We start from the raw sequence: 23,094 nt of genomic DNA on the forward strand, positions 1-23,094 counted from the left end.
ACCTGTTAAACCGATTAGTTGATCGAAGAGGTTTAATCTTCGCTGAATAGATCGCCACCATGCATGTCGATCATTTCCAGTGCCTTACCACCACCACGAGCAACACAAGTGAGGGGGTCTTCAGCCACAACAACAGGAATACCGGTTTCTTCTGTCAGCAAGCGATCTAGGTCGCGCAGTAATGCACCACCGCCCGTCAATACCATGCCGCGCTCAGAAATATCTGACGCTAGCTCTGGTGGACACTGCTCAAGGGCTACCATCACAGCTGAAACGATACCGGATAGCGGCTCTTGCAGCGCTTCCAAAATTTCATTTGAGTTCAACGTAAAGCTACGCGGCACACCTTCAGCAAGGTTACGACCACGCACTTCAATTTCAAGCACTTCATCACCTGGGTAAGCAGAGCCGATTTCGTGTTTGATGCGTTCAGCGGTTGCTTCACCAATCAAGCTACCGTAGTTACGACGCACATAGTTGATCACAGACTCATCAAAACGGTCACCACCAATACGAACAGACGAAGAGTAAACCACACCGTTCAGTGAGATAACGGCCACTTCTGTCGTACCGCCACCGATATCGACAACCATAGAACCGGTTGCTTCTGATACAGGTAAGCCAGCACCAATCGCCGCGGCCATTGGCTCATCAATCAAATACACTTCACGTGCGCCAGCACCCAGTGCCGATTCACGAATCGCACGACGCTCAACTTGTGTAGAACCACAAGGAACGGCAACCAACACGCGAGGGCTTGGGCGCATGAAGCTGTTGTCATGCACGGTTTTGATGAAGTGCTGCAGCATTTTTTCAGTCACGTAGAAGTCAGCGATAACGCCGTCTTTCATTGGACGAATGGCTGCAATGTTTCCTGGCGTACGGCCCAGCATTTGTTTTGCTTCATGACCGACTGCCGCAACGCTTTTTGGTGAGCCTGCACGATCTTGACGGATAGCAACAACGGAAGGTTCATCAAGAACAATTCCTTGTCCTTTAACATAGATAAGGGTGTTAGCGGTTCCCAGATCGATAGACAGATCGTTGGAGAACATACCACGAAGTTTCTTAAACATAGTCTTCGGTTAATCCTGCAAGCGTTAAAATTCTTCAAATTGCGCTAAATGTACCAACGCAGACGGGGCGCGGCAAGGTGATGATCTACAAACCTGAATGAGATCAGTCTTTTTTTTCATTCCCCTGTCAAAGTGATGTTTTTTTCACCTTTATAGATAACCCGATCACTTCCTCGATAAAAACCGAATGTTCCTATTGCAGAAGGATCATCATCAAACTGGGTTCCTTGCCAATTATGCTGTAACCAAGTTTGCGGCACCACACCACTGACAGCCTTATCCAGTTGCTGCCAGTAACGGAACTGCTCGCGGTTTAATCCTGAACTTTGGTCGGGTGCGATCACGTGAAAATCGGCACGGCCCTCTTTAACGTTTTTTGTAGCCACGACGTTTTTTGCATCGTCACGCAGCTCTATCTTAGCCTGTAAAGCGGCGTTATCACTGAACAACACGTCTTTCTTACCAATGTCCGTAGAAACAATTGTCGCGTTGTCTCGTGTATTGGTAACAAAGTGCGTGCCGTTAAAGACTTCGACTGCAACAGGCTGGGTTTGTTCATTCGTTAAATCTTGAGTTTCAGCGAAACCTTCAATGCGCATACGGCCAAAGAAGAAGTCGCCTTTGCCGAATTTGGCGCCGTCGCTTCCCCCTTTGGGGTTTGGAACATTTTCTACGCACTGAGCACCGACATTTTCATCGCAGAACGTAAATCCCGTTCCGTCCCGATCCGGCGATTTAACCCCAACAGCAAAACGTAGCGATTCAAAAGGCCCATCCGGCAAAGCGCTTTTTTGCATCATCATGCTTCCATCAATCGCGACCTCGCTCGCTCGGCCAGCACCGGCTTTCCATTGCTGCGCAGCCTGCGAAGGCAATGCGGGATGCTCCCATCGAGAGGTCAAATCAGTCGTATTGTGGAGCGCCCAGTCTTCAAACGCGGCTTTGTCGTTGGCACCCGAGAACAAGTGGTAATTTTTAACGGGCTTATTGTCCGTCGTCATCGCATTAATGACATAATTGCCACTAAACGGCTGCTCGAGATAGGTAAATCCTTTGCTCTCAGCATCGTAAGCTGGCTCAATACCGGGGCTTATTTTCGCACTGAGCCCAAAATGGGAGGGATAAAAACGGCCAATTTCGCGTTCGCTAGGAGTGACCTCCATCCCTAGATAGGTAGATAGAAGTTCTGAATGAAATTTATAGCTACCCACATCATTGACGACAATATCGTTAAACGCATATCGTCCATTGACCGCATCAGTATGAGGCTTGGATAAGTCCCCAATAGAAACATCGTCTCCCCCTGCAGGTGCACTAATTTTCGCTGTGGGATTTAAAGCAACAGAAGCAGATGGTGCACCACCTTTCCAGAAGTTAGGTGTACTTGCCCAATCAGAATCACAATGCTCTAGCCGCCATTGAATGACAGACGCCCCGCCTTTTTTAGGTCCTATCATATGTTCTTTACTCCAGATGATAGGTTTTAATGCCAAGCTGAATGACTCTCCCGCTTTTATAAATTTGTTGTCAGAACCAATCTCACTATCATCAGGCAACGAGGATCCTGCTTCACAGATCGCCAACGTATAAGGGCGAGCATAAATAGTTGCTCGTGCTTTCTCAGGGGGAGTTTCAGGTAAGGGCTTTCGTTGATTATCTATATGTTCGATTATCTCTGCGCTTGGAGATAGCGCAACCTCTAAATCAACACTGATATGCCCCGCATCCAGATAGTCGATATCAATTTCTCCCACACCTTTTTTAAATTTAATTTCAGTGAGGTTATTCCCATCGCCAGTTTCAACACCATTGAGGACCGCTTTTCGCATCCCGGAATTTGGACTCTCGAAGTTAGTCTTGGTATTGAAGTAAAATTTTCCATCTATGCCTTCCTCTGTTTCACATTGCCCTCCTCCGATTGATGTAACTACTTTTATATTTACAGTATTTGTTTTACCAGCAATTAGTTCAACCGGCCTACCTTCGTTCACCAAATAGCCAGATGGGGAAAACGAGAAGGGGCCTGCAGAGCCCATAAGACTTTTTGCACTGGATGAGGTTGGGTCATAAAAACCAACAATATCAATGCTTCCACCCCATCCGGACAATAGCAAGTTAGCAACGCCATTTTTTACTTCTACTTCTCTAAGAGATATGGCATGGCAAGTTTCTGTGGCGTCATCAGGTTTCGTCCAGCAAATATCCTTATTTTCTGACGTCACAAATACATCCAGGAGGCCATTTGCATTCCTGTTCAGATTACCGTTGGAATCTTTCACACTGAATGTTAATGGAATACGTTCGCAGGCGGATGCTGAATAAGAGATGGGAGAGATATCTAGCTGCTCGCCATAAAGTTCACCCGAGTAAACAATTTTTGCATTGCCTTGCATGAAGATTTGTCGGGCTGTTACCGAGCCAAATAAAGTCCCATCCCATGGAATTTGCACCACTCCAGAGGAATAAACATAAGCTTTAATATCAGCAGGCGTATTAAACGTAAACATGTCCTCCACACTGACAGTCGGAGCTTCATTGAAAACATAGTTCTTTTCAAACTCTTGATTATGATGATAAAAAACAAGATTCCTTGGCTGCCCACTTGCATTAACATCATTGTCCCCCCCTGCGGAAAATTGGTTGACATGAATTTCAACCTCTCCGTTAACAACAAGCTTTGCGCCATTATTTAGTCGAAAGGAACCGAAGTAATAGATTCCTGGCTCAAGCGTTAACGTGGCACCATATACGGTGTAACTCGAGAATTTGTTATTTGATGATGTCAGCGTGCATTTCTTCCCCCACTGACAAGAGCCAGTTGCTGACCCGAACTCCTTGCTAGTGAGAAGCTCAAGACCGATATTAGCAGCTCTGTAATTCGGAGCATGGGTACAGGCAAACGTTTTAAAACCATCAGAACAAAATGTATTTTTTTCCCATGGCGGCGGATAAACATAACGCTCAAAGCCAATCTTAACTTTGTCCCGCCCAAACCACTCAACAACTCCCGTATCCGCCTTAAACGCAAAAACGGTGGTATTCATGCCAGCAGGGCTTTGAGCAGGACCCGGAAAGAGTGTATCTGCACCTGAAAAAGCTGGTAATGACAAAGCCATCAGCAAAAGAAAACAAAAGGTTTTCATCACAACATCAACTCCCTCGCCCAACTCTCTTGCACGCGCACCACGTTCAAATGCGCACTTCCGCACTCGCCTTTGCTCTCAATACGATATTGCGCCAAGGGTGCAACGCCAACGGTTTCACAGGTGACAGAAACAGAACAGCCCGTCAGGCCAGCGGCATTAAAATTGGTGGTTATCACCGCCGCACTGCAGCTGGCTTCTGGGAGGTTATCTGCATCTTTTGCTATTGGAAACAACCTTGCCATCGCCATTTCCGTTCCGCTGTTCGCTGCCAACCACGCGCGCGTACCTAACACCTCTCGGGTCGTGGTGTCGCTTTGTGACCAAGTGATTTGCATCAAGGCTGCGCCAAGCGCAGCCAATGCAGTAATCGCAAACACCGCGACAATCAACATGCTGCCCTGTTGGCGTTGTAAAGAAGACAAAGAACTAAGGCGCATTGAGAACCTGCACTTGTTGGTTGTAGATCGAGGTTTCACCGGATTGGGTAAAGCGATAATAAATGTTAATCAGGTTACCGCTTGAGAGTGATTCGCCAGAAAGATTGAAACGACTACCCGCCGCGATATTTTGTGCCAGTGTGACATTCTTGGGCGTCGCGCCATTGTTCACGCGTCGAAGAAGCTCACCATTATCAAAGCAAAGTGTCACTGAATGATGATAGATGTAGATCCGCTTAGATGGCGAAGGTGCGGGCCATTCGTCTGTAAGAGGTTTATCAAGCTTCAGGGTGCTCCCCGACGCATCAGTAATCGCAAAACTGTTCGCCGCACCACCGACAAGATCAGACGGCGTCATTGGTAGAAAGACCAAGCGATGATCACCGCCTTTGACTGCGTCTTGCCAATCTGTTTGCTCGGTAGAAAGGACGACATCCAGTGTGTTCGAATTTTCTTCTAACTGGTTATACACACCTGAGTAACGAATTGGGGTATAGGTTAAACACGAACCGCCATCCCACACCGTCATGCTGTTTGGCACAGCATGGCGAAGTTCTCGTCCTAACCGCTCAACCGCAAAACGCGCTTGCGATTGCAAGGCTTCACGGTCACGAGATTCAACGTAACCCGTGGCGCTCGATTCAATAAAGCCAAAGATGCCCACAGACACAATCGCCAGAATTGTCATGGTGACGATAAGCTCAACCAGCGTAAATCCGCGTTGTTTGCGAGAGAGCAAAGCCATCAGAAGTTGCTCCGATAGGCGGTGAAGTCATATCGGCCAAAGTTGCCGGTATCCACATACAAATCAATGCGCTTGTACAATTTGCTGTTGTTTGTCGAATCATCAAACGTGCTGTTGTCATACACCACGTTAATATCTACCGTAAAACCACGGTAATCATCGGCTGCGCCGCCAATCAATTTATCTAGCGCGCCGCGATGTGTTCGTGGACAGGAACCGAGGTCACCCCAACAGCCAATGTAATCTTCTGTGGCAATGAAACCTTCGTTCGCTGAGAGCGATGTCGGTATCGGTATCGGTGTGCATACCGGCACAGGGTTGGGGGAAATAATACCTTGCGCGAGCAGCGCTCCGGCATCTTCATCACAGCGCCAACGGCTGCCATTAGGATCAGAATTGCGATCAAACTGTCGCGCCAATACTTGGTTCATCACCGCTTGCCCTAGCGCAGCAGCGCGAGCTTCGAAATGCGGGTTGGCTGATTTGGCGAACATGGGGAATAAGGTTGTGCTGATCAGCACCATGGCAACGCCGAATACGACGATGCCGATAACTAATTCCACCAGCGTATAACCACGCTGATGGCGAGAAATTGGGTTTGAAGCTCTATGCAATTTTTCAGCGACAGGCATAAAAATAACCCTCGCTGTTTAAACAGATACTAGCAGAACTAGAACCTTGCGAGAAGGTGATTTTGCATACCGATGAGATGCACAGGCGTTTGCCATCATTGTTAACGCGGCGACCGAGCAAATCAAAACGATACGTTTGTGCTGGTGACACACGAACAGAAGAATCAGATAAGTCCACCACATCACTGCGATCGGTTTTGAAACCACAGCCAGAAGCAGCACTGCCCCCCATGCGGGTGGCAGTGCTGCTCAGGGTATGGCAATCAGCAGACGGCGTCTCCTGCTGCATCGCCCTAAGCTGAACTTGCCTTGCGACAGACAAGCCCGCATCCCGCGCCCCGATCACTGAAAAGGCTTCAGATCCCGACAGGCGCGGTACGGCAAACACACTAATAATACCGAGGATAACCAAGACGGTGATGAGTTCGATTAGTGTGAAGCCTTTCATCTAATTACCCCAATTAACAACCTGAAGTATCTGAAGGGTAAGTTGGTTCTGCGTTTGCTTCAGCAGGCGCTTGATAGCCTGCATAGCAGGTATCGCTGTAACTCCAAACATAACCAACATCTGTGAGTGCTTTAACTGTCAAATCATCGCTCACTGATACTAGCTTCCCAATACCACCAGCATCTGCTGTTGGATACTGATGAATGTCAGTAAATTCATCAGTAGTAGGATTCAAAAGCAAGACACCATGCGCCATGCTTGCCGCACTTACTATTGCAGCTTCAATACCTTTCAGAGTTCCAGCTTTCGCTTCTTTTTCCAAACTCAAAAACTTAGGCGCAGCCGTTACCGCCAAAATACCCAAAATTACAATCACCACGATCATTTCGATCAGTGTAAAACCGCCTTGACGTTTCATTTTATAACTCCTGATTTTCTCTCAAAACCTCTACGCGGCCAGTCACCGGGTAGTAAGCAAAAATATGACGCGTCAGGTGTTCTGACGAGTCATCACTCCAAATACCGGTGCGAACCGGCCTTTCAAATCGGCAATAGGGCTGCGGAGAGTCTTTTTCTTTACCCAACATCACCACTGCGCGAATCTGTGGCTGAGGGCGCTTTAACGCCTCCGGCCTTGTATCTGTCTCCAACCAATAGGATTGGTTGGTAAAGTTTGCCAAAAGCTCACCACAATCTTTTGATGACATCGCCATCAAGGTGGTTGCGCCTTGCACCAGCGCAAAAGGAAAGCCCGCTTGTGCATGTTGGCTTGGCGATAATCTGAAACTGACATTATCGACAGTAACGATATCGCTTTGTTTATTCTCTGTTTTTAATGCAGATCGCATTTGTACGCTTCTGGCTGAACCTTCGAAGGCATTCGCCAGATAACGAAACTCGACTTCATCAGCAAACAGCATCACCCGATCGAAAACAGGGACAGTTGCCAATGCCAGAACGCCAATGATTAACGTAACAATCCCCCACTCTGTCGGGGTGCGATCCCAGCTAAGAAATCGCATTTAGCCGCCGCGGATCAGATCGAGCATGTTCCACATCGGCAAGAAAATACCGAGCGCGAGGATCAACACCATGCCAGCCACGATCAACAGCAAAATTGGCTCCATGCGTGCCGACAGTGTTTTCAGGTCGTAATCCACTTCGCGATCATAGAAATCACTCGCTTCCAGCAACAGGGTATCGATCTGGCCCGTTTCTTCACCGACTTGGATCATCTGGTGTACCAGGGGCGTAAACAGCTTGCTGTCTGCGGTGACCGAACTCAGATTGATACCGGATTCAATCGCCGCCTTCATTTTGTCCACTTCCACCGCGAGGTAGTGGTTATCCAACGCTTCACCTGACATCTGCAAGGCTGTGTTAAGCGGCACACCTGCGCGTAACATCAAGGCAAAAGTACGGGAGAAACGCGACATCAAGGCGCGATTCACCAAAGGCCCAACCAAGGGGATACGCAGTTTAAATCTATCCCACTGCACCCGACCCTTGTCGGTTTGTTTCCAGACGTGCCACCCTATGATCAGGCACACGGTGGAGAACACAATCAACCACCAGAAATCGACAAAAAAGCTCGATGTGGCCATCAATATCTTGGTCGGCAGTGGCAAATCTGAACCAAACTTGGCAAACATACCCGCAAACTGCGGCACGACTTTCACGTTCAAAAACGCCATCGCCGCGACGATCACGATCAATACAAAGGTGGGATAACGCAGCGCCGATTTAATGCGTCGGCGGGTTTCCATTTCTTGCTCGTAATATTCCGCCAACTGCAACATGGCATCATCAAGGCGACCCGTGTTCTCACCCACTTGGATCAAAGACACGAACAGATCGCTGAATACATTGCTGTGATCGCGCATTGCCGATGACATAGGGCGACCATTGGAAAGCTCGCTGCCGACGCTATCTAACGCCTCTTTGAGCGACTTATCCGTGGTGCTTTGCGACAAGCCTTTAATAGCGCGAAGCAAAGGCACGCCTGCTTTGGTCAGGCTGTACATTTGGCGACAAAACACCACCAGTGATTCGAGTTTCACTCTGCGCTGAAACAGCGGCGTCGAGGCTTTTTTCACACTCGCTTTCGTCGGCTCGAGCGAGAGCAATACCATGCCTAAATCGCCTACTGATGCGATCGCTTCTCGCTCGCTCGCCGCGTCAACAACCGCAGTGATGCGCTTGCCTTTGGCGTTACGTGCCGTGTAGCGAAAACGCGCCATTACGCACTCGCCATCGACAAGGTCGCAGCCTCAGAAAGCTTCATGGCTTCTTCCAGCGAGGTTTGTCCTTGCTTAGCGAACTCTAGCGCGCAGTGCACTAGCGGTTTGTAGCCCGGCTGCTGCTCAGCGAGCATGGCAAAGGTTTGAGTATCATTGGCGCGTAAGGCATCCATCAAATCAGGCGTAATTTCAAGCAGCTCAAACACACCGATTCGGCCTTTGTAGCCCGTGAAGTTACAGCTTTGACAACCGCGGCCTTTATAAAACCCCTGATTGACCATGTCGAGTTGGGTCACGCTCAGCCACATCTTCTCCATGTCTTCTGTCGCATGGGGAACTTTGCAATCGGGGCAGATACGGCGGATCAAACGCTGCGCCAATACGGTGCGTACTGCACTCGCCACCAGATAACCCGGCGCTTCCATATCCAAAAGACGCAACGCACTGTCGATGGCATTGTTGGTGTGCAACGTCGACAACACCAAGTGTCCTGTCAGAGCGGCGCGAAGGCCGATTTCGACGGTTTCGAGATCGCGCATTTCACCGACCAAAATGATATCGGGATCTTGGCGCAAGAAGGTGCGTAGCGCTGACGAAAACGTCAGGCCAATTTTGTTCGCGATCTGTACTTGGTTGATACGCGGCAGACGGTATTCCACCGGATCTTCCGCGGTCAGTATTTTCTTGCCCGGCACGTTGAGTTCATTCAATGCGCCATACAGCGTGGTGGTTTTACCGGAACCTGTTGGCCCCGTGACCAAAATCATGCCGTGTGGACGACGCAATTGATTGCGAAAACGCTGCAGCATGTGTGCGTCCATGCCGACGTCTTCCAGTTGCAATATGCCTGCGGATTGGTTCAGCAAACGCATCACCACCGACTCACCGTATTGCACGGGTAGCGTAGACACACGTACGTCAATGGCATTACCACGCACCGTGAGGTTAAAGCGCCCATCTTGCGGCAAACGCTTTTCCGAAATATCCATGCCGCTCATGAGTTTGAGGCGCAGCACCAGCGCAGAGGCAATGGCGCGCTCTTTCAATAAGGTTTCATGCAGCACGCCGTCGATACGCTGGCGAATACGCAGCATGTCGGCATCAGGTTCGATATGAATATCTGAGGCGTTGACCTGAACGGCGTCTTCAAACAAAGAATTAATCAGCTTAACAACGGTGACTTCTTCCGACTGATCGTCTTCAGCGCCAAAGTTTTGCTCAAGTTTCACGCCATGTTCAGCTTGCAAACGTTCAGCAAACGAGGCGATATCGCTAGTGCGGCGATAGTAACGATCGAACGCATCGATCAATGACTGTTCGGCGGCGATCAGCAATTCGACTTGATAGTGGTTTAGCAGGTTCAGTACGCTTTCTTGCGACGCGAGATCGGCAGGATCAGACATCACCACGCGTACTGTATTGCCAATACGACCAATCACCAATGCTCGCAAACGACGAGCATGGACTTCAGGTATTAAGGTCACCGCACTGGGATCAACCTGCGTCAGACTGAGATCGATCAGCGGAACGCCTAACTGACGCGCCAAAAAGTCCAGCATTTTGCTTTCTGACAAGATACCCATCTCAATCAAGGTATCACCGAGCTTGTTGCCAGTTTGAGATTGACGCTTCAGCGCAGCGTTCAGATTTTCATCAGTAATGATGTGCTCTTCAACCAGCAAATCACCGAGACGCTTTCGCAGTTTAACGGCCATTTTCGGCTCCTTTTGCGGGCTGACTATTGATATAAGCCAAGCGCTGACGAGCAAATTGCACCGACTCATTGCTGAGGCCACCTGCCGTTATCGCTTTCGCGTAACCGCGCTTCGCAGCGTCATCGTCTTTTTCGCGCTCGGCTGAAATAGCTAAACCCAACCACCAGCGACCATCGGCAGGCTCGCGCTCAGCCAACCATTGATAGCTTTGTTTGGCGATGTCATATTTCGCTAGTTTCTGTGCCAATGCCGCGCGCAAAGACACATAGCGAACATGTTCGCCATCTAGTCCATGCTCAGGTGCCATCAGCACATTCAGCGCAGATTCTTCACGCTGACTTTGTTGATACATACGCGCCAGCGTGAGTTTCAGTGACGCCGACGATGGGTTCGCGCTGATGCCTTTTCGCAATACCGATTCCGCATCACGCAGCTTATTACGACCATAAAGCAAACCCGCCAATTGATTGGTCGCAGCGATATGATTCGAATCGTATTTCACTGCATCGCGCAAGTAGGCAATGGCTTTTTGGGTATCACCCACTTGTGCGCGTTTTTGCGCTTTGTCGTAGGCGATATCCGCCAATTGCTCGCCGCTCAATGCGATGGTTTCTACCGACAAGGAGGATTCAGGTGCAACCTCTTCCACCATTGGCTCAGTAACCAATTCGGGGATTACCGCAGCCTTTGCAGGTGTCGCTTTGATTGGCAAAGCATCAGCTTTCGGCGACTGAACTTGCGCGACCAAGACTGGCTCAGGCACATCAGCAACGGGGGTTGGTGTCGGTGTGACGCGAACGCGCTCTTCCACAGTGTTTACATGTACAAAGTTTCTATCACGCGTCGACACTTTTTGCGTCGGTGACGGAGCGGCAATCGCAGGCGTTTCTGTTTCTTGAGGTGCTAGCGCCAGAACTTGAGATGGCACTGAAACTTCAGTAGAAACGGCAGCATGATGGTCACCACTCGATACCGCCCACGCAATACCCGTCGCACACACCAAGGTGGCCACTAGTGCCAGCACAACACGAGCGAAACGAAATCCCCACGTAGAAGGAATGGTTGCCGCGGCGACACGATTGGCGTTGTTATCTGGCGATGTCAGATCGCTCAGCATGCGGTTCAATTCACTCATGTGATTCCTACCCCCACATCGCTTGCAGCATGGTGTGCTGCTTGGCAAGTGGCGTATCTTTAATGGCTAATCGGACAGCGCGGCTTGATACCTTCTTCTGTCCTTTACCGAAACTCAGCAACAGCGCTTTATGGCAAAGCTGGTGCATTAAACGGGGAATGCCATGACTGGCAACCCAAATACGTCGTTTGGCCCACACACTGAACAAACGCGTTGAAGCGCCTTGCTCGCGAATGCGGTGATCGATATACGCCGAAGCTTCGGCAAACGTCAGCGGCGCTAAACGGGCACTGAAGCTAATGCGTTGCAACAGTTGGCGCATGTTGTGCTGAGACAATCTCTCATCAAGCTCGGGCTGGCCCAGCATGATCAGTTGAATGAGTTTTTGTTGCTCGGTTTCTAGGTTACCCAGCAACCTAATGGCTTCTAGTACGTCATCGGGCAAGGTCTGCGCTTCATCGCACAAGATCACGACGGGTTTTTCTTGGCGCGCAGATTCAATAGCCGCGTGCTGAATAGCGCCCAGTAATTTGTCTTGTGACAATGCCCCATCAACGCCAAGTTCATCGGCGATCATGCGATGTAAGCTTGCCACCGTGTTGGCGGGATTGGGCAAAAAAACCAGTGTGAATGCATCGGTCAAAGCGTTAACCAGCAGACGGCACACCATGGTTTTTCCCGTGCCAACCTCTCCAGTGACTTTCACCAGTCCTTCACCCATTTCCATTGCAGACATACAGGTATTGATGGCATCCACATGTGAGCGGACACCAAAAAAGCACCGAGTATCTGGGGTCAGGCTAAAAGGAGCGGCATTGAGGCCAAAGTGCGCTAAATACATCTGCGTTCAGTGACGATTAGTTTTCAGGAAACCAGTCGTTCAGCAGATCGCGTGAACGCTGAATTTCTTCTTGCCATGTCTGCTCGCCCACCACCGACGGCTGCAGCAAAATCACCAATTCGGTTTTTTGCTTCATGCGATTTACGTTGCGGAACAAGTGACCAAGACCAGGGATATCCCCTAACAAAGGCACCTTCGAGACCGCCTCTTCGTAGCTCGATTTCATCAAGCCACCGATCACCACGACATCACCCGAGCGGGCATGAATAATAGAATCTGATTCGCGGATCGAGGTTTTCGCCAATGGCAACACATAAGGCACAGAGGAGTTACCTAGCTGAATCGTTTTTTCTTCGGTGATCACATCAATCACGGCAGGATGGACATGCAGCAAGACACCGTTATCGTCATCAATTTGCGGCGTCACATCGAGCGAAATACCCGAGAAGAACGGCGTGAGTTCGATATTGGGCCCAGAGTCTGAGTTGTCACCAGAAGAATCGCTAGAGGAAATATCCGTCACGAAATATTCATCGCCACCGACTTTGATCACGGCTTTTTGGTTGTTTGCCGCGGTAACACGAGGGCTAGACAGCACGTTCACGTCGCCCTGCGTATCAAGAAAGCTCAGTACCGCATCAAAATGCCCATCGGTGATGGTGACATTGGTCTGCCCGCCAATGGCATTGGAAATCAAATCGCCAGCGAGATCTGTGACTGGACGACTGATATTCACCCCGCCATTTCCAATGGCCTTGCCAATATTGCTCCAACTCACACCTTGCTGATAACCGTCACTGAGGGTCACTTCGAGGATTTTAGCTTCGAGGATCACCTGACGCTTTAAGCGTTTTTGTGACACTTCAAGGAAACGCTTCACTTCACGCAGTTCACTCGGAAACGCTTTGACCGTGATAAGACTCGCCTGCGGTGACACCACAATGCTTCGTCCTTCACCTGGGCCAATCATGGCGCTGACTGCGCGTTCAAGTTGCCCCCAGAAATTACTTTCTGCGCGCGTTTCAATCACGGTGCCACCGGTCGATACGGATGAACGTTCCGTGCTTTCGCTGTCGCCACTACTTGACGTTGAATCGGTAGAAATAGCCCCTGTGCTAATCGATGTCAGCGATACGCCTGAGCGTTGCAACTGAAGATAATCAACCGGAAAAGTTTCCGTACGCAAAATGGCAGGGAAAATTTGGATCAGACGCCCTTGCATCTCGACGTTGTAGCCATAGATATCAGACACCACTTCCAGCGCTTCTGGAACCGTCACGTCTTTAAGCGATACGGTGACTTTCCCGCTCACATCCGGATGTATCACTAAGTTGTAATCCGTGCCTTGTATTAAGCTGCCAAAAAAAGCTTTTGCATCAACATGATTGGCATTAATACGCAGACGGTTTTCCGACAATTCACCGCTGCCGGAACGATCAGAAAAATCGCCCATGAGATCTTGAGAAACCGCATCGGGTAACTCACTCAGCGGCTGACCACTATTTTGCGCATACGCTTGGTTTAGCGCTTCTTGCACTTCCGTGGGTTTCTGGTGGCCGACACTTTGACACGCTGATAACAGCAAGCCTGCGAAACATATTATCAATCGCTTGCTCAATAGATTCATTTTGCTCACTGTACTACCTGCTCGTTAAATACTGTCAGTGACCAGCGACGCTCGCCACGTTTCAACGTCACACTGCTGTCATTGATCGCGCTAACAACATACCCACTAATGGATTGCCCTGCGGTTAGGCTGCGCCCATTCATCACCGCCGAACAGCGGTTGTCACTGCTGCACAAAATGGCGTTTAAGTTTGGTAAACGTTGCGTCGTGACTTTCCTCGCCTGACTCGGCGCTTGATAGCCCAATGGCGCGGTCGGGTCGTTATCCGCAAACACCAAAAATGACATCACACTCATGGCAAATAACACGGCCAGTTTATTCAGCACTTTCACTCGCACCTCCAATAAACACGGCGCTTTCGCCCAAGGTATAAACCTGCACAGTCACTTCAGCCCAAGGGTAATCAGTGACGCGATAATCCAATCCCTTCCAGTAGTATTTCACGGGAAGGTTTTCGAGCGCTGTCAGATATTCCACAATGTCGAAATAGCGCCCTTTAAGCGTCATTTCGATAGGATGAATAAAGTAGCCCGCATCTTCGGTGTGTGTCAGTTGCTCGGCGGGCAGTGATGCCATCGAAAGGAGCGTGAGACGATCAGATTGATTGAGCACACTTTCCATCAAGGACGCCATTTGATCGGCATTGACCAAGCCTTCCACTTTGTCAGCCATGCGCTGGTCTAAATCAACAAGCTGCTGTGACAATTGAGCAAGCTTTTGTTCAAGCTCGACGCTTGGTGAAACGCTCAGTTTTTCTTGTTTAAGCTGATTCAGCGTCAGTAAATCTTGAGTGCTTTGTTGCTGCTGCGTGATTTGATTGCTGATCTGAGTCAGCGTCTTGGTCATGGGTTCAAGAAATAACAGTGCACCCATGGCGATAATTGCGGCCCAACCCGCCAGTGCAATCAGCCATTGTTCACGGCCAGAAAGACCGTCGAAGCCCTGCTTCATGCGTTCAATCAATGGATTCATCACAACGCTTCCCCCTTCTCATGCTTAGAGGTCAAGCTAAACGACAGGCGATTATTGTCATCGCGACTTAATGCCATTTGCTCAAACACACGCCCCGCAAGTGGCGGCTGAGTTTGAAAGCTTTGAAGCCACGCAGGTACAGACGAAGGGGTGGCTGCCAGCCCTTTCACATCCAATGCATCTTGGCTGATCGCAATGTCTGACACTGAGATATCTCGGCGTGACACATCGGACAGCGCGCGAAATACCGATGCGTAGCCTTGCTGCAAAGCAATGTCGTGTTGGCGAACAGCTTCAAGTGCCTTACGTTTCGCCGCAATCGCTTCTTCAGTGCGATTGACGTCATTGACCAAATTCAAAGAAGGAACATGAAGTTTGAGTTGCTCATTCAACTGATTGGATAGCGACTCTGCCGTGCTTTGCTCCTGTGTCGCAATACTCAACATCTTGTCAGACTGCGCCAATTGCCATTGTTGGTAAGCGGCCACTAACACGATGAGAAGCCCTGTCAGCCCCCACGTCACCACCATTTTCTCGAACGTCAGCAAAGCTCCGCGAGGCGTAAGATCATCGCTGAACAGGTTAATATCAGGCGAGCATTCTCGATTCAGCGCGGCTAATGCAATGTGCTGGTGATGCTCGCCAGAATCAAACAGGGTTTGCGGACGAACGGCGACGGTAAGCCTTGAAGAAAGCTGGAATGCCAGCTCGGTATCATCGATGTTCTGAACGCCCACGACCAAGCCACTGACTTGCGCATTTTTAAGCTGTGAGCGTAAATAATCGAGCGATCGCTGAATTTCCAAAGCCAGATCGTCGACCACCAATGGTTGCAGCTGCTGACCTTCAAATATCACGCCACGAACTTGGCGCTGAAAGCACAACTTACCCTGGTCAAACACGGCGATCTGGAGCATGCCCTGACCATCACGGGTCAGCACCATTTCGGTTTTATCCAGTTGCGTCCACTGGCGCAACACCACATCCTCCAACGAGACATTGGCTAATTGGCATTGACGCTTTTCAAGTGCGTGACTGAGCTGAATTAAGGGTAACTTATGGCAAACAAACGCTTGGTAACGGTTAGCGATAGGGGAAGAAAAACCATCAGCGACAATGTCGGACGGAGAATCAGAAATGAAATCTTTGAGCTTAAACGGCAACGCTGCACGTTTGTCTTCATCAGACAATTGTGGGTCATCAATCAGCAAGGTTTGATAGAGCCCATGCCCTAATACCAAATGAATGTCTGACTTGGTGATCTCATGCCGCTTCAGCAGCTGTAATGCAGCCGTCCAAGGATCAGATTGCGTGATGGGCTGGCAATCGACTTGCTCACTCCCATCAACACGAAAGCCAATAACAACCTGACTGGCAGATACAACAAGGCTAACAACATTTCGCTGCCTTGATGAAGAAAAACGCGCAAGAAGAGTGGGAACGGCCATTTACGACTAATAATTACTCGAAGCTGTTAAAAGGATGGTTGTAAATCATTTTTTGGCGTACAGCATATTCTATCAAAATTCCCGCCAAAAAATAAGTCTGTGAGCGACAGTTTTATGACACAATTGAGTGCTTTATAAACAATCTTCGAGCTAGGTCATTTTTTACGCCAGCGTTGGCGCTTCAAAGTTACCGGATTGCCAGACAATTCCGCACCGAATAAACGACCTTGTCCACCTTGAACGCCTAGCTGTAACAGCACATTCCATTCAGGCTCAGATTCCACGCCAACGGCCAGAACTTCGGTCGGTGTCGCCTCACAGGCTCCCAGCATACTGCGAACATATAGCTGGTTTTCTGGACGTTGATGAATATCTCGGATCAGGCTTCGATGAAGCTTGATGTATTTGGGTTGAATATCTTTGACGTAGTGGGTACTTACCACTGAGCGCCCTGCTTGATCGACAACCAGTGGACACCCTAGCGCACGAACCATGCGTAATGCGGGACGAGCAGCGTCAAAATGCTTCACCAATGGCCCTTCTGACACTTCAAATTGCATACGGTTCAGTACGCTTCGAGGCGTTTGCAATAAAATATCTCGTAACCATATTTGAAAGGTCCGCTGTCGCAACGAATCGGCGCAGATATTCAATGACAAGACTTCGCGACCATCGCCGTTGCGCAGTTGATGCAGCGTCTTACTCACCACACTACGATCAAGGACTGTGTTCATTCCAACCAATTCAATGCCATTCAAAAAACGGGACGCTTTAATCACCAAGCCATTTTCGTCTTTGATACGGGCAAGCAATTCGGTATGAAGTAATTCTCCCTGCGTATTTTGCACCACTTGTCGATAAAGCTCAGGGCCACCGCTTTCAAACACTCTGCCTAACAGTGTTCTCCAGCGAACACTGCCGCGTGCCTCGTCAGCGACCACATCTTTTTTGAAGGCATGCCAGCCGTTACTGCGTTGCAGCACCGCACTGCGCTTGGCCATATCCGCCTCTTCCATTAACCGCCCGCGACGCTCACCGGTGCTGAAAAAGGTCATGCCCATGTGCGCCCAATTTTCCTCTTCCAAGGGATCTGGCGGTGATAATCGTGCTAACGCTTTCATCAGTTGATTGGCAAAAAGACGCGCATCTTTCGCAGATTGATGAGTCAGCAAAATGGCAAATTCCGTGTCGTAATAACGTGCCAGTATGGCATCGGGGAAACGTTGAATGGCGTTAGATAAGACGTTACCCACCTCCTTCACCCATTCATCTGCACCCGATTTCCCGCTATTCTGAGTAAGCGTTTCCCAATCGCCAATTCGAAGCATCAATACTGCGCCTTGCGCGCCTTTGTCTTGCAATAGCGTTTGCAGACGGTTATCAAACATCACGCGGTTTGCCGCGCCTGTGAGTTTATCCAAAAAGGTATTACTTCGAATAAAGGTGTCAAAACGGCTTCGCTCTTGCCGAGCGTCACGCAATTCAACAATCATCTGATCCAACGCGATACTTGCCGTCGATGGCCACTCTCTGTCATCGCCTGTTTGCACATCTTCGGCTCGCCCAGCCAAAATGAGTCGCCCTCGATGTTCAAGCAATTCAGCACCAAGTAACTGCGTACGCAACCATTTAATCCCCCACGTCAGCGCGAGCACAATGACGAGTACGGCAAGAGATAACGAGGACATTGCACCGATGGAGTAGGCAAAATCGGCATAGGGCGGGACGGATTTTATCGTAATGAAAAAGCCAGGGTTACTCGGTAAGTCATAGCGATTTTCAATCAATTCAAGCGGTTTGACTGCCGTTTGGATCTGCTCATAACGATAGAGCATGCCTGTTTTACTGCTGATTTCCAGTTCAACGACGTCACTCGCTTTTAACAGCTGGGGCAGCCAAAGGCCGATATTTTCATTGGTGTTAGGATCGGCAATGGCTTGGTCAATTTCGACCACCACTTTCCCGAGATAATGAGAAAGAAAATCCGTGCCTAATTTACGAAAACTCACTGCACCGCCAATAAATAAAACAAACATGGCACAGACAACGATTAACGTAACGAAAGCGACCAAACGGTTGGTCAGCTTCATCCCTGCAACTTTTCGCATTCGATATCCAACTAAAGGAATGTACGGCTTACTGTTCAGCAATTTTAACGGCTTAACGCTTTTTTACGCCGCCCAATTGGCTATTATACCCAAACAACCTCAAGATGCTGGATTCAGAATCATTCATCACGTTCAATTTGAGGTTGCTTGGATATATCTATCGTTTTTCACGTAGCGAAAGTGAACGCAAACTCGATACACAATGGAAAGAATCAGTAGATGGATTGGATTACCTGCGCCAAAAGCTATATCACCGTTGTTGAGATGGGTTCGTTGGCGCAAGCCGCAACCAAGCTCAACACGTCCAGCTCTGCGTTATCAAAGCGCCTAGCATGGCTAGAAAACCAACTTGGTGTGCAGCTACTAAAACGCACCACCCGTAACCTCACCATGACGGATGCGGGACGTTTGTTTTACCAGCGAGGAAAGCTGTTACTCGATGATTGGACACAGTTAGTATCAGAAACCACCTCAACCTATGGTGAAGTCAGTGGGGTGTTGCGTATTGGTGCTCCATTGGCAACGGGCAGTCGATTGCTGGTAAACAACATCGGGGAGTTTCTTGCCACTTACCCCAATATTCAAGTTGAGCTGCACACGCTAGCGCCCGGTCAGTTACCTGACCCGAATTTAGACATAGTGATCACTCGCGAACTCGCGGATTTTAATTCATCCAGTTTTATTGCCACCAAGCTGTTTGATTTCCAGCCGCGTTTTTTTGCATCCCCCACCTATCTCGCTCAACATCCACCGATCATTGAGCCCGAGCAACTGCTCCACCATAATTGCTTGCTGTACGGTTCAACAAGCCACCCACAAGAGCATGAATTTGAACATGGTCGTCGACTGCGTTTAAGCGGAAACTTTGTCTCGCCAAATCCAGAAGCGCTCGTCAATGCTGCCGTAGCAGGACTTGGCATTATTTTGGTGGGCGATGTCACCATCCGAAAAGAGCTCGACCAAGGATTGCTCGTTCCCGTCTTGTCCGATGTACGTCAACCCAAAAGCCCAGCCTACGCGTATTATCCCAAACTGGAATACAACCACACCAAAACACGATTGTTTATCGATTTCCTCAAGCAAAAAGTGGTGCATTAACGAAGAAGCGCCAACGCATCACGCTGACGTTTGCATCATTGAACTAAGACAATGTCACTACGATAACCGTGAATTGCCAATAGAGAGCAAATTGGCTATTTCCGCGCCTTGGTTGGCGCGATTAACTGCGCCTCTCCCACTCGGTGTTGGAGAATATAATAGCCTGCGAGAGCTGGAGAACCATTGACGGGAACCCCCAGTTTTTCAACATCAAGCGCATAAACCGTGATCTGATAATTATGGGGTGATGCTTTGGGCGGTGGACATGCACCACCAAAACCGTGAAAGCCGAAGTCATTGCGCTGCATTTGCGCACCCGCTGGCATCAATTTGCCACCTTCATCACCGGCATTAAGCTGCAAATGATGGACATCGGCTGGAATGTTGATCATCGACCAATGCCACCAACCACTGCCTGTCGGTGCATCCGGATCATACATGGTGACCGCGAAACTTTTTGTTCCTTCAGGAATATCTGTCCACCTAAGTTCGGGGGATTTGTTATCGCCTTCGCAACCCCATTGATTGAATATCTGCTGTGTTTTTAACGTTTCACCTTCAACAACCTGAGGGCTAGTTAAGGTTAACGCTGACGTTCCCATCGACACCAACACCATTGACAGGGCGATGCCTAATCCATTTCGTTTCGCTTTATTCATCGTATTCACTCCGATTGATTAATGCACGTTAGGGCGATCGAAGTATCGTAGCGATGCATATGGATAAATGACTCATACCTAATACTTGTTGTACTTAATTCGTCATACCATCGAAACAAAAAAGCCCCGTAGATACGGGGCTTTTGAATGTCTTTAGCTAACTGATTTATTCCTAGAATGGAATATCATCATCAAAATCAGGCATTTCGTTGTATTGCTGAGGCGCCTGTTGCGGAGCCTGCTGAGGGGCTTTTTGTTGCGCAGGTTGCTGCTGGTAAGCAGGCTGTTGCGGCTGGCCCCAATTACCTTGTTGCTGGTTTTGCTGCGCAGGCTGACCTTGACCCATACCACCACCGGCACGGCTATCTAGCATCTGCATTTCATTCGCAACAATTTCCGTTGTGTAACGGTCTTGTCCGTCTTGGCCTTGCCATTTGCGTGTTTGCAGACGGCCTTCCAAATACACTTTTGACCCTTTTTTCAGGTACTCACCGGCAATTTCAGCTAAACGACGATACATCACCACACGGTGCCATTCCGTCATTTCTTTGTTTTCACCAGTGCTCTTGTCACGCCACGTTTCTGAGGTCGCAACAGTCAGATTGGCAACCGCACCGCCATTTGGCAGATAGCGAACTTCAGGATCGTTACCCAAGTTGCCAATCAAAATTACTTTGTTTACACCACGGCTGGCCATATTTTGCTCCCAAACCTTCTTCATTGCGTCATCAGGTACATTGCGCCACTCAGTGCGCGGATGACAATTCAACGGCGATGATAACAGAAGCCAGAACATTGATCACAGGCTTTCAATTGAAACTTCGAAGACCGCTCAGTCCCAGCGCAACATGATGAAAACCTCACTTTAAAGATGAAAAGTAGAAGGCATAAATCAGCGATAAGAACGAATTTGTATTAGACTAACAAAGAGTTTGAGATAGTTGCTGCGAGCAAAGCTCAGTCTGAGAGTTCTAAAAATGATACGAAAGGCTTTCCGATTGCGCTTTAGAATGCTGCGAAATGCGTTTTTTAATCTGTTACCGTGAGATAGCGAGGAAAAACGCGAAGTCATCATCAAAAGCATTAGGGATACACATGCAGAACATTGAGACCACCTCTGACAAATACACGATTCTCCTTGTTTCCGAGCCAAGCATGACGATCACTGCGCTAATTTCATGCCTCGAAAAAGAAATTAAGAGTAGTGTATCTCTGGTAGAGAAGCAGACCATTAGCGAAAAGCTCGCTACCTCTTCAGGTCTGGTCTTGATCGATTTAAGCGCTTTTGAAGGCGATACCGTGAATTTTGTTAAACAGAGCCTGTCTCCTTTTAGTGAGCAGCATGTTTTTGCACTGTTTAATGCTCATGATTTATCTGCCAAAGAACTCGCCAGTTGGCCGTTTATTAAAGGCGTTTTTAAGAAAGAGGATGATCTCGAACACCTTTGCCACGGCATTGAAAAAATGTTGTCAGGTGAATATTGGTTGCCAAGGCAAAAACTGGCTGAGCTCATTCATTACTACCAACAGAACAATAACAACGCCATCGACTACTCAGAAATCTGCCTGACCAACCGTGAGCAGCAAATTCTGCGCAAGCTCGTCACTGGCGCATCCAACAGCGAAATTGCGGATGGCCTTTTTGTATCAGAACACACGGTGAAATCACACTTATATAATATTTTCAAAAAGATAAATGTTAAAAACCGCGTACAAGCTGTGTTTTGGGCAAAAAACAATTTGTCAGTAATCGGATTAGACTATCAAGGCTAACCCACTGAGACCTTTCCCCTTTATAAGTAGGCGCTCATGTATCTTCATGAGTGAGACACTTACCTAAGCACTTTTACGCCATAGTTAGAATTGCAAAGCGTAGGTAAGCAATATCTAATAATTCCCCATAATTCGCTTGCCTCGTTGATGTTTGCACTGATGCGAGGACTGCTCCTCAATGTCGACGTACGCATCCCATCTATTCGTTTTGTGACTTAGGTATATTCAAAAATAGAGGGTTAGCATTATGGCTAATATAAACGGTACCGCTTACGCGGAGACACTATTAGGCACCAGTGAAAGCGACAATATTTTCAGCTTCGGTGGAGATGATGTAAAAGTCGGCTACGGTGGAGACGATTTTGTCTTCGGTGGTCGAGGCCATGACACCATGACTGGTGGTGCAGGTAACGATTTCGTCAGCGGTGGTATTGGTAACGATATCGTTGGCGGTGGTAGCGGCGACGACATTCTGTTTGGCGGTGAAGGCCATGACATTGTATTGGGTGGCGTCGGTAACGATCTACTGTTCGCCGTATCGGGCAATGACGTGCTTTATGGCGGCGACGGTGACGACTGGCTAGTCAGCGGCATAGATAATGATTTCCTTGTCGGTGGCGCAGGAGCTGATACCTTCCTGTTCGATAACATTCTTGGTTTTCACACTGGGAACGATCGTGTGGTTGATTTTGAAATCGGGGTCGATCTGCTCTTTATCAGAGCAACGGGAGATACTGATTTCGCTTCTCTTTCCATGACTCAGGTGGGCAGTAACACGCTCGTTGATCTGGCTGATGGTTCTAGTTTTATCCTGAACGGTATTACTGCTGCAGATCTCTCTGCCAGTGATTTCCATATTGTCTAACAAACTCAAGGTCTAACACCTAATGGGCAATAACGAATTTGACCTATTGCCCATTTTTTTATCTCACAGTCCATTGTAAGTATTAAATAACTAGAAACCCCTCCATATCAGACTGTTATTTCCGCATTG

The 23,094-nt window shown here is 48.8% G+C and carries 22 protein-coding genes; 3 read left to right on the top strand and 19 right to left on the bottom strand.

Annotated elements, in window-relative coordinates; genetic code table 11:
* Positions 1-32 precede the first annotated feature (32 nt).
* The 17 genes from ACED36_RS11610 to csrD form a co-directional block, all read right to left on the bottom strand.
* Positions 33-1,076, bottom strand: a complete 1,044-nt coding sequence (locus tag ACED36_RS11610) for a rod shape-determining protein (RefSeq protein ID WP_016960804.1) — start codon at positions 1,074-1,076, stop codon at positions 33-35.
* A 116-nt stretch (positions 1,077-1,192) separates the two neighbouring features.
* A complete protein-coding gene (locus tag ACED36_RS11615) occupies positions 1,193-4,219 on the bottom strand; it encodes a DUF6701 domain-containing protein (RefSeq protein ID WP_017007141.1) in 3,027 nt (1,008 codons plus the stop codon).
* Positions 4,219-4,659: a hypothetical protein gene (locus ACED36_RS11620; RefSeq protein ID WP_017005100.1), complete on the bottom strand. Its 441-nt coding sequence runs from the start codon at positions 4,657-4,659 to the stop codon at positions 4,219-4,221. Before ACED36_RS11620 ends, ACED36_RS11615 begins: the two co-directional genes overlap by 1 nt.
* On the bottom strand, positions 4,649-5,404 hold the full coding sequence (locus tag ACED36_RS11625; RefSeq protein WP_017005101.1) for a PilW family protein: 756 nt from the start codon (positions 5,402-5,404) through the stop codon (positions 4,649-4,651). Before ACED36_RS11625 ends, ACED36_RS11620 begins: the two co-directional genes overlap by 11 nt.
* Positions 5,404-6,036, bottom strand: a complete 633-nt coding sequence (locus ACED36_RS11630) for a prepilin-type N-terminal cleavage/methylation domain-containing protein (RefSeq protein ID WP_016960808.1) — start codon at positions 6,034-6,036, stop codon at positions 5,404-5,406. Before ACED36_RS11630 ends, ACED36_RS11625 begins: the two co-directional genes overlap by 1 nt.
* Positions 6,023-6,484 carry a type II secretion system protein gene (locus ACED36_RS11635; protein ID WP_016960809.1) on the bottom strand — a complete coding sequence of 154 codons (462 nt, stop codon included), beginning with the start codon at positions 6,482-6,484 and terminating at the stop codon, positions 6,023-6,025. Before ACED36_RS11635 ends, ACED36_RS11630 begins: the two co-directional genes overlap by 14 nt.
* A 13-nt stretch (positions 6,485-6,497) precedes the next feature.
* On the bottom strand, positions 6,498-6,902 hold the full coding sequence (locus ACED36_RS11640; protein WP_016960810.1) for a type II secretion system protein: 405 nt from the start codon (positions 6,900-6,902) through the stop codon (positions 6,498-6,500).
* Between the two features lies 1 nt (position 6,903).
* On the bottom strand, positions 6,904-7,506 hold the full coding sequence (locus ACED36_RS11645) for a hypothetical protein (protein ID WP_371733289.1): 603 nt from the start codon (positions 7,504-7,506) through the stop codon (positions 6,904-6,906).
* Positions 7,507-8,724 (bottom strand): type II secretion system F family protein, encoded by a 1,218-nt coding sequence (locus ACED36_RS11650; RefSeq protein WP_371733290.1) that lies wholly within the window; start codon positions 8,722-8,724, stop codon positions 7,507-7,509.
* Positions 8,724-10,439 carry a GspE/PulE family protein gene (locus ACED36_RS11655; protein ID WP_371733291.1) on the bottom strand — a complete coding sequence of 572 codons (1,716 nt, stop codon included), beginning with the start codon at positions 10,437-10,439 and terminating at the stop codon, positions 8,724-8,726. The genes ACED36_RS11650 and ACED36_RS11655 overlap by 1 nt, the downstream gene beginning before the upstream one ends.
* Positions 10,429-11,574: a lipopolysaccharide assembly protein LapB gene (locus ACED36_RS11660; protein WP_016960814.1), complete on the bottom strand. Its 1,146-nt coding sequence runs from the start codon at positions 11,572-11,574 to the stop codon at positions 10,429-10,431. Before ACED36_RS11660 ends, ACED36_RS11655 begins: the two co-directional genes overlap by 11 nt.
* Positions 11,575-11,581: 7 nt before the next feature.
* A complete protein-coding gene (locus tag ACED36_RS11665) occupies positions 11,582-12,415 on the bottom strand; it encodes an ExeA family protein (RefSeq protein ID WP_016960815.1) in 834 nt (277 codons plus the stop codon).
* 16 nt (positions 12,416-12,431) lie between these two features.
* Positions 12,432-14,042 (bottom strand): pilus (MSHA type) biogenesis protein MshL, encoded by a 1,611-nt coding sequence (gene mshL, locus ACED36_RS11670; protein ID WP_039731941.1) that lies wholly within the window; start codon positions 14,040-14,042, stop codon positions 12,432-12,434.
* A gap of 5 nt (positions 14,043-14,047) precedes the next feature.
* The gene (locus ACED36_RS11675; RefSeq protein ID WP_016960817.1) at positions 14,048-14,374 is read right to left on the bottom strand and encodes a hypothetical protein; all 327 of its coding nucleotides are present in this window, start codon (positions 14,372-14,374) and stop codon (positions 14,048-14,050) included.
* Positions 14,358-15,014: a type 4a pilus biogenesis protein PilO gene (pilO, locus tag ACED36_RS11680; RefSeq protein ID WP_016960818.1), complete on the bottom strand. Its 657-nt coding sequence runs from the start codon at positions 15,012-15,014 to the stop codon at positions 14,358-14,360. The genes ACED36_RS11675 and pilO overlap by 17 nt, the downstream gene beginning before the upstream one ends.
* Positions 15,014-16,462 (bottom strand): hypothetical protein, encoded by a 1,449-nt coding sequence (locus tag ACED36_RS11685; RefSeq protein WP_016960819.1) that lies wholly within the window; start codon positions 16,460-16,462, stop codon positions 15,014-15,016. The genes pilO and ACED36_RS11685 overlap by 1 nt, the downstream gene beginning before the upstream one ends.
* A gap of 155 nt (positions 16,463-16,617) precedes the next feature.
* Positions 16,618-18,570, bottom strand: coding sequence for an RNase E specificity factor CsrD (gene csrD, locus ACED36_RS11690; RefSeq protein ID WP_016960820.1), 1,953 nt, complete (start codon positions 18,568-18,570; stop codon positions 16,618-16,620).
* A 219-nt stretch (positions 18,571-18,789) separates the two neighbouring features.
* Here csrD and ACED36_RS11695 point away from each other — a divergent pair, with 219 nt between their 5' ends.
* Positions 18,790-19,668, top strand: a complete 879-nt coding sequence (locus tag ACED36_RS11695; RefSeq protein WP_016960821.1) for a LysR family transcriptional regulator — start codon at positions 18,790-18,792, stop codon at positions 19,666-19,668.
* A 95-nt stretch (positions 19,669-19,763) separates the two neighbouring features.
* Here the strand turns inward: ACED36_RS11695 and ACED36_RS11700 are convergent, their stop codons facing one another.
* Positions 19,764-20,327, bottom strand: a complete 564-nt coding sequence (locus ACED36_RS11700; protein ID WP_016960822.1) for a YbhB/YbcL family Raf kinase inhibitor-like protein — start codon at positions 20,325-20,327, stop codon at positions 19,764-19,766.
* A gap of 172 nt (positions 20,328-20,499) precedes the next feature.
* A complete protein-coding gene (locus ACED36_RS11705) occupies positions 20,500-21,024 on the bottom strand; it encodes a single-stranded DNA-binding protein (protein WP_029486530.1) in 525 nt (174 codons plus the stop codon).
* Positions 21,025-21,422: 398 nt separating this feature from the next.
* Between ACED36_RS11705 and ACED36_RS11710 the strand changes: the two genes are divergently transcribed.
* Together ACED36_RS11710 and ACED36_RS11715 are read left to right on the top strand one after the other, a co-directional pair.
* Positions 21,423-22,100 (top strand): LuxR C-terminal-related transcriptional regulator, encoded by a 678-nt coding sequence (locus ACED36_RS11710; protein ID WP_016960824.1) that lies wholly within the window; start codon positions 21,423-21,425, stop codon positions 22,098-22,100.
* 247 nt (positions 22,101-22,347) lie between these two features.
* Positions 22,348-22,965 (top strand): calcium-binding protein, encoded by a 618-nt coding sequence (locus ACED36_RS11715; RefSeq protein ID WP_016960825.1) that lies wholly within the window; start codon positions 22,348-22,350, stop codon positions 22,963-22,965.
* Positions 22,966-23,094 lie beyond the last annotated feature (129 nt).

Source organism: Enterovibrio sp. FF113 (assembly GCF_041439165.1).
In the GTDB taxonomy this organism is placed as follows: Bacteria; Pseudomonadota; Gammaproteobacteria; order Enterobacterales; family Vibrionaceae; genus Enterovibrio; species Enterovibrio norvegicus_A.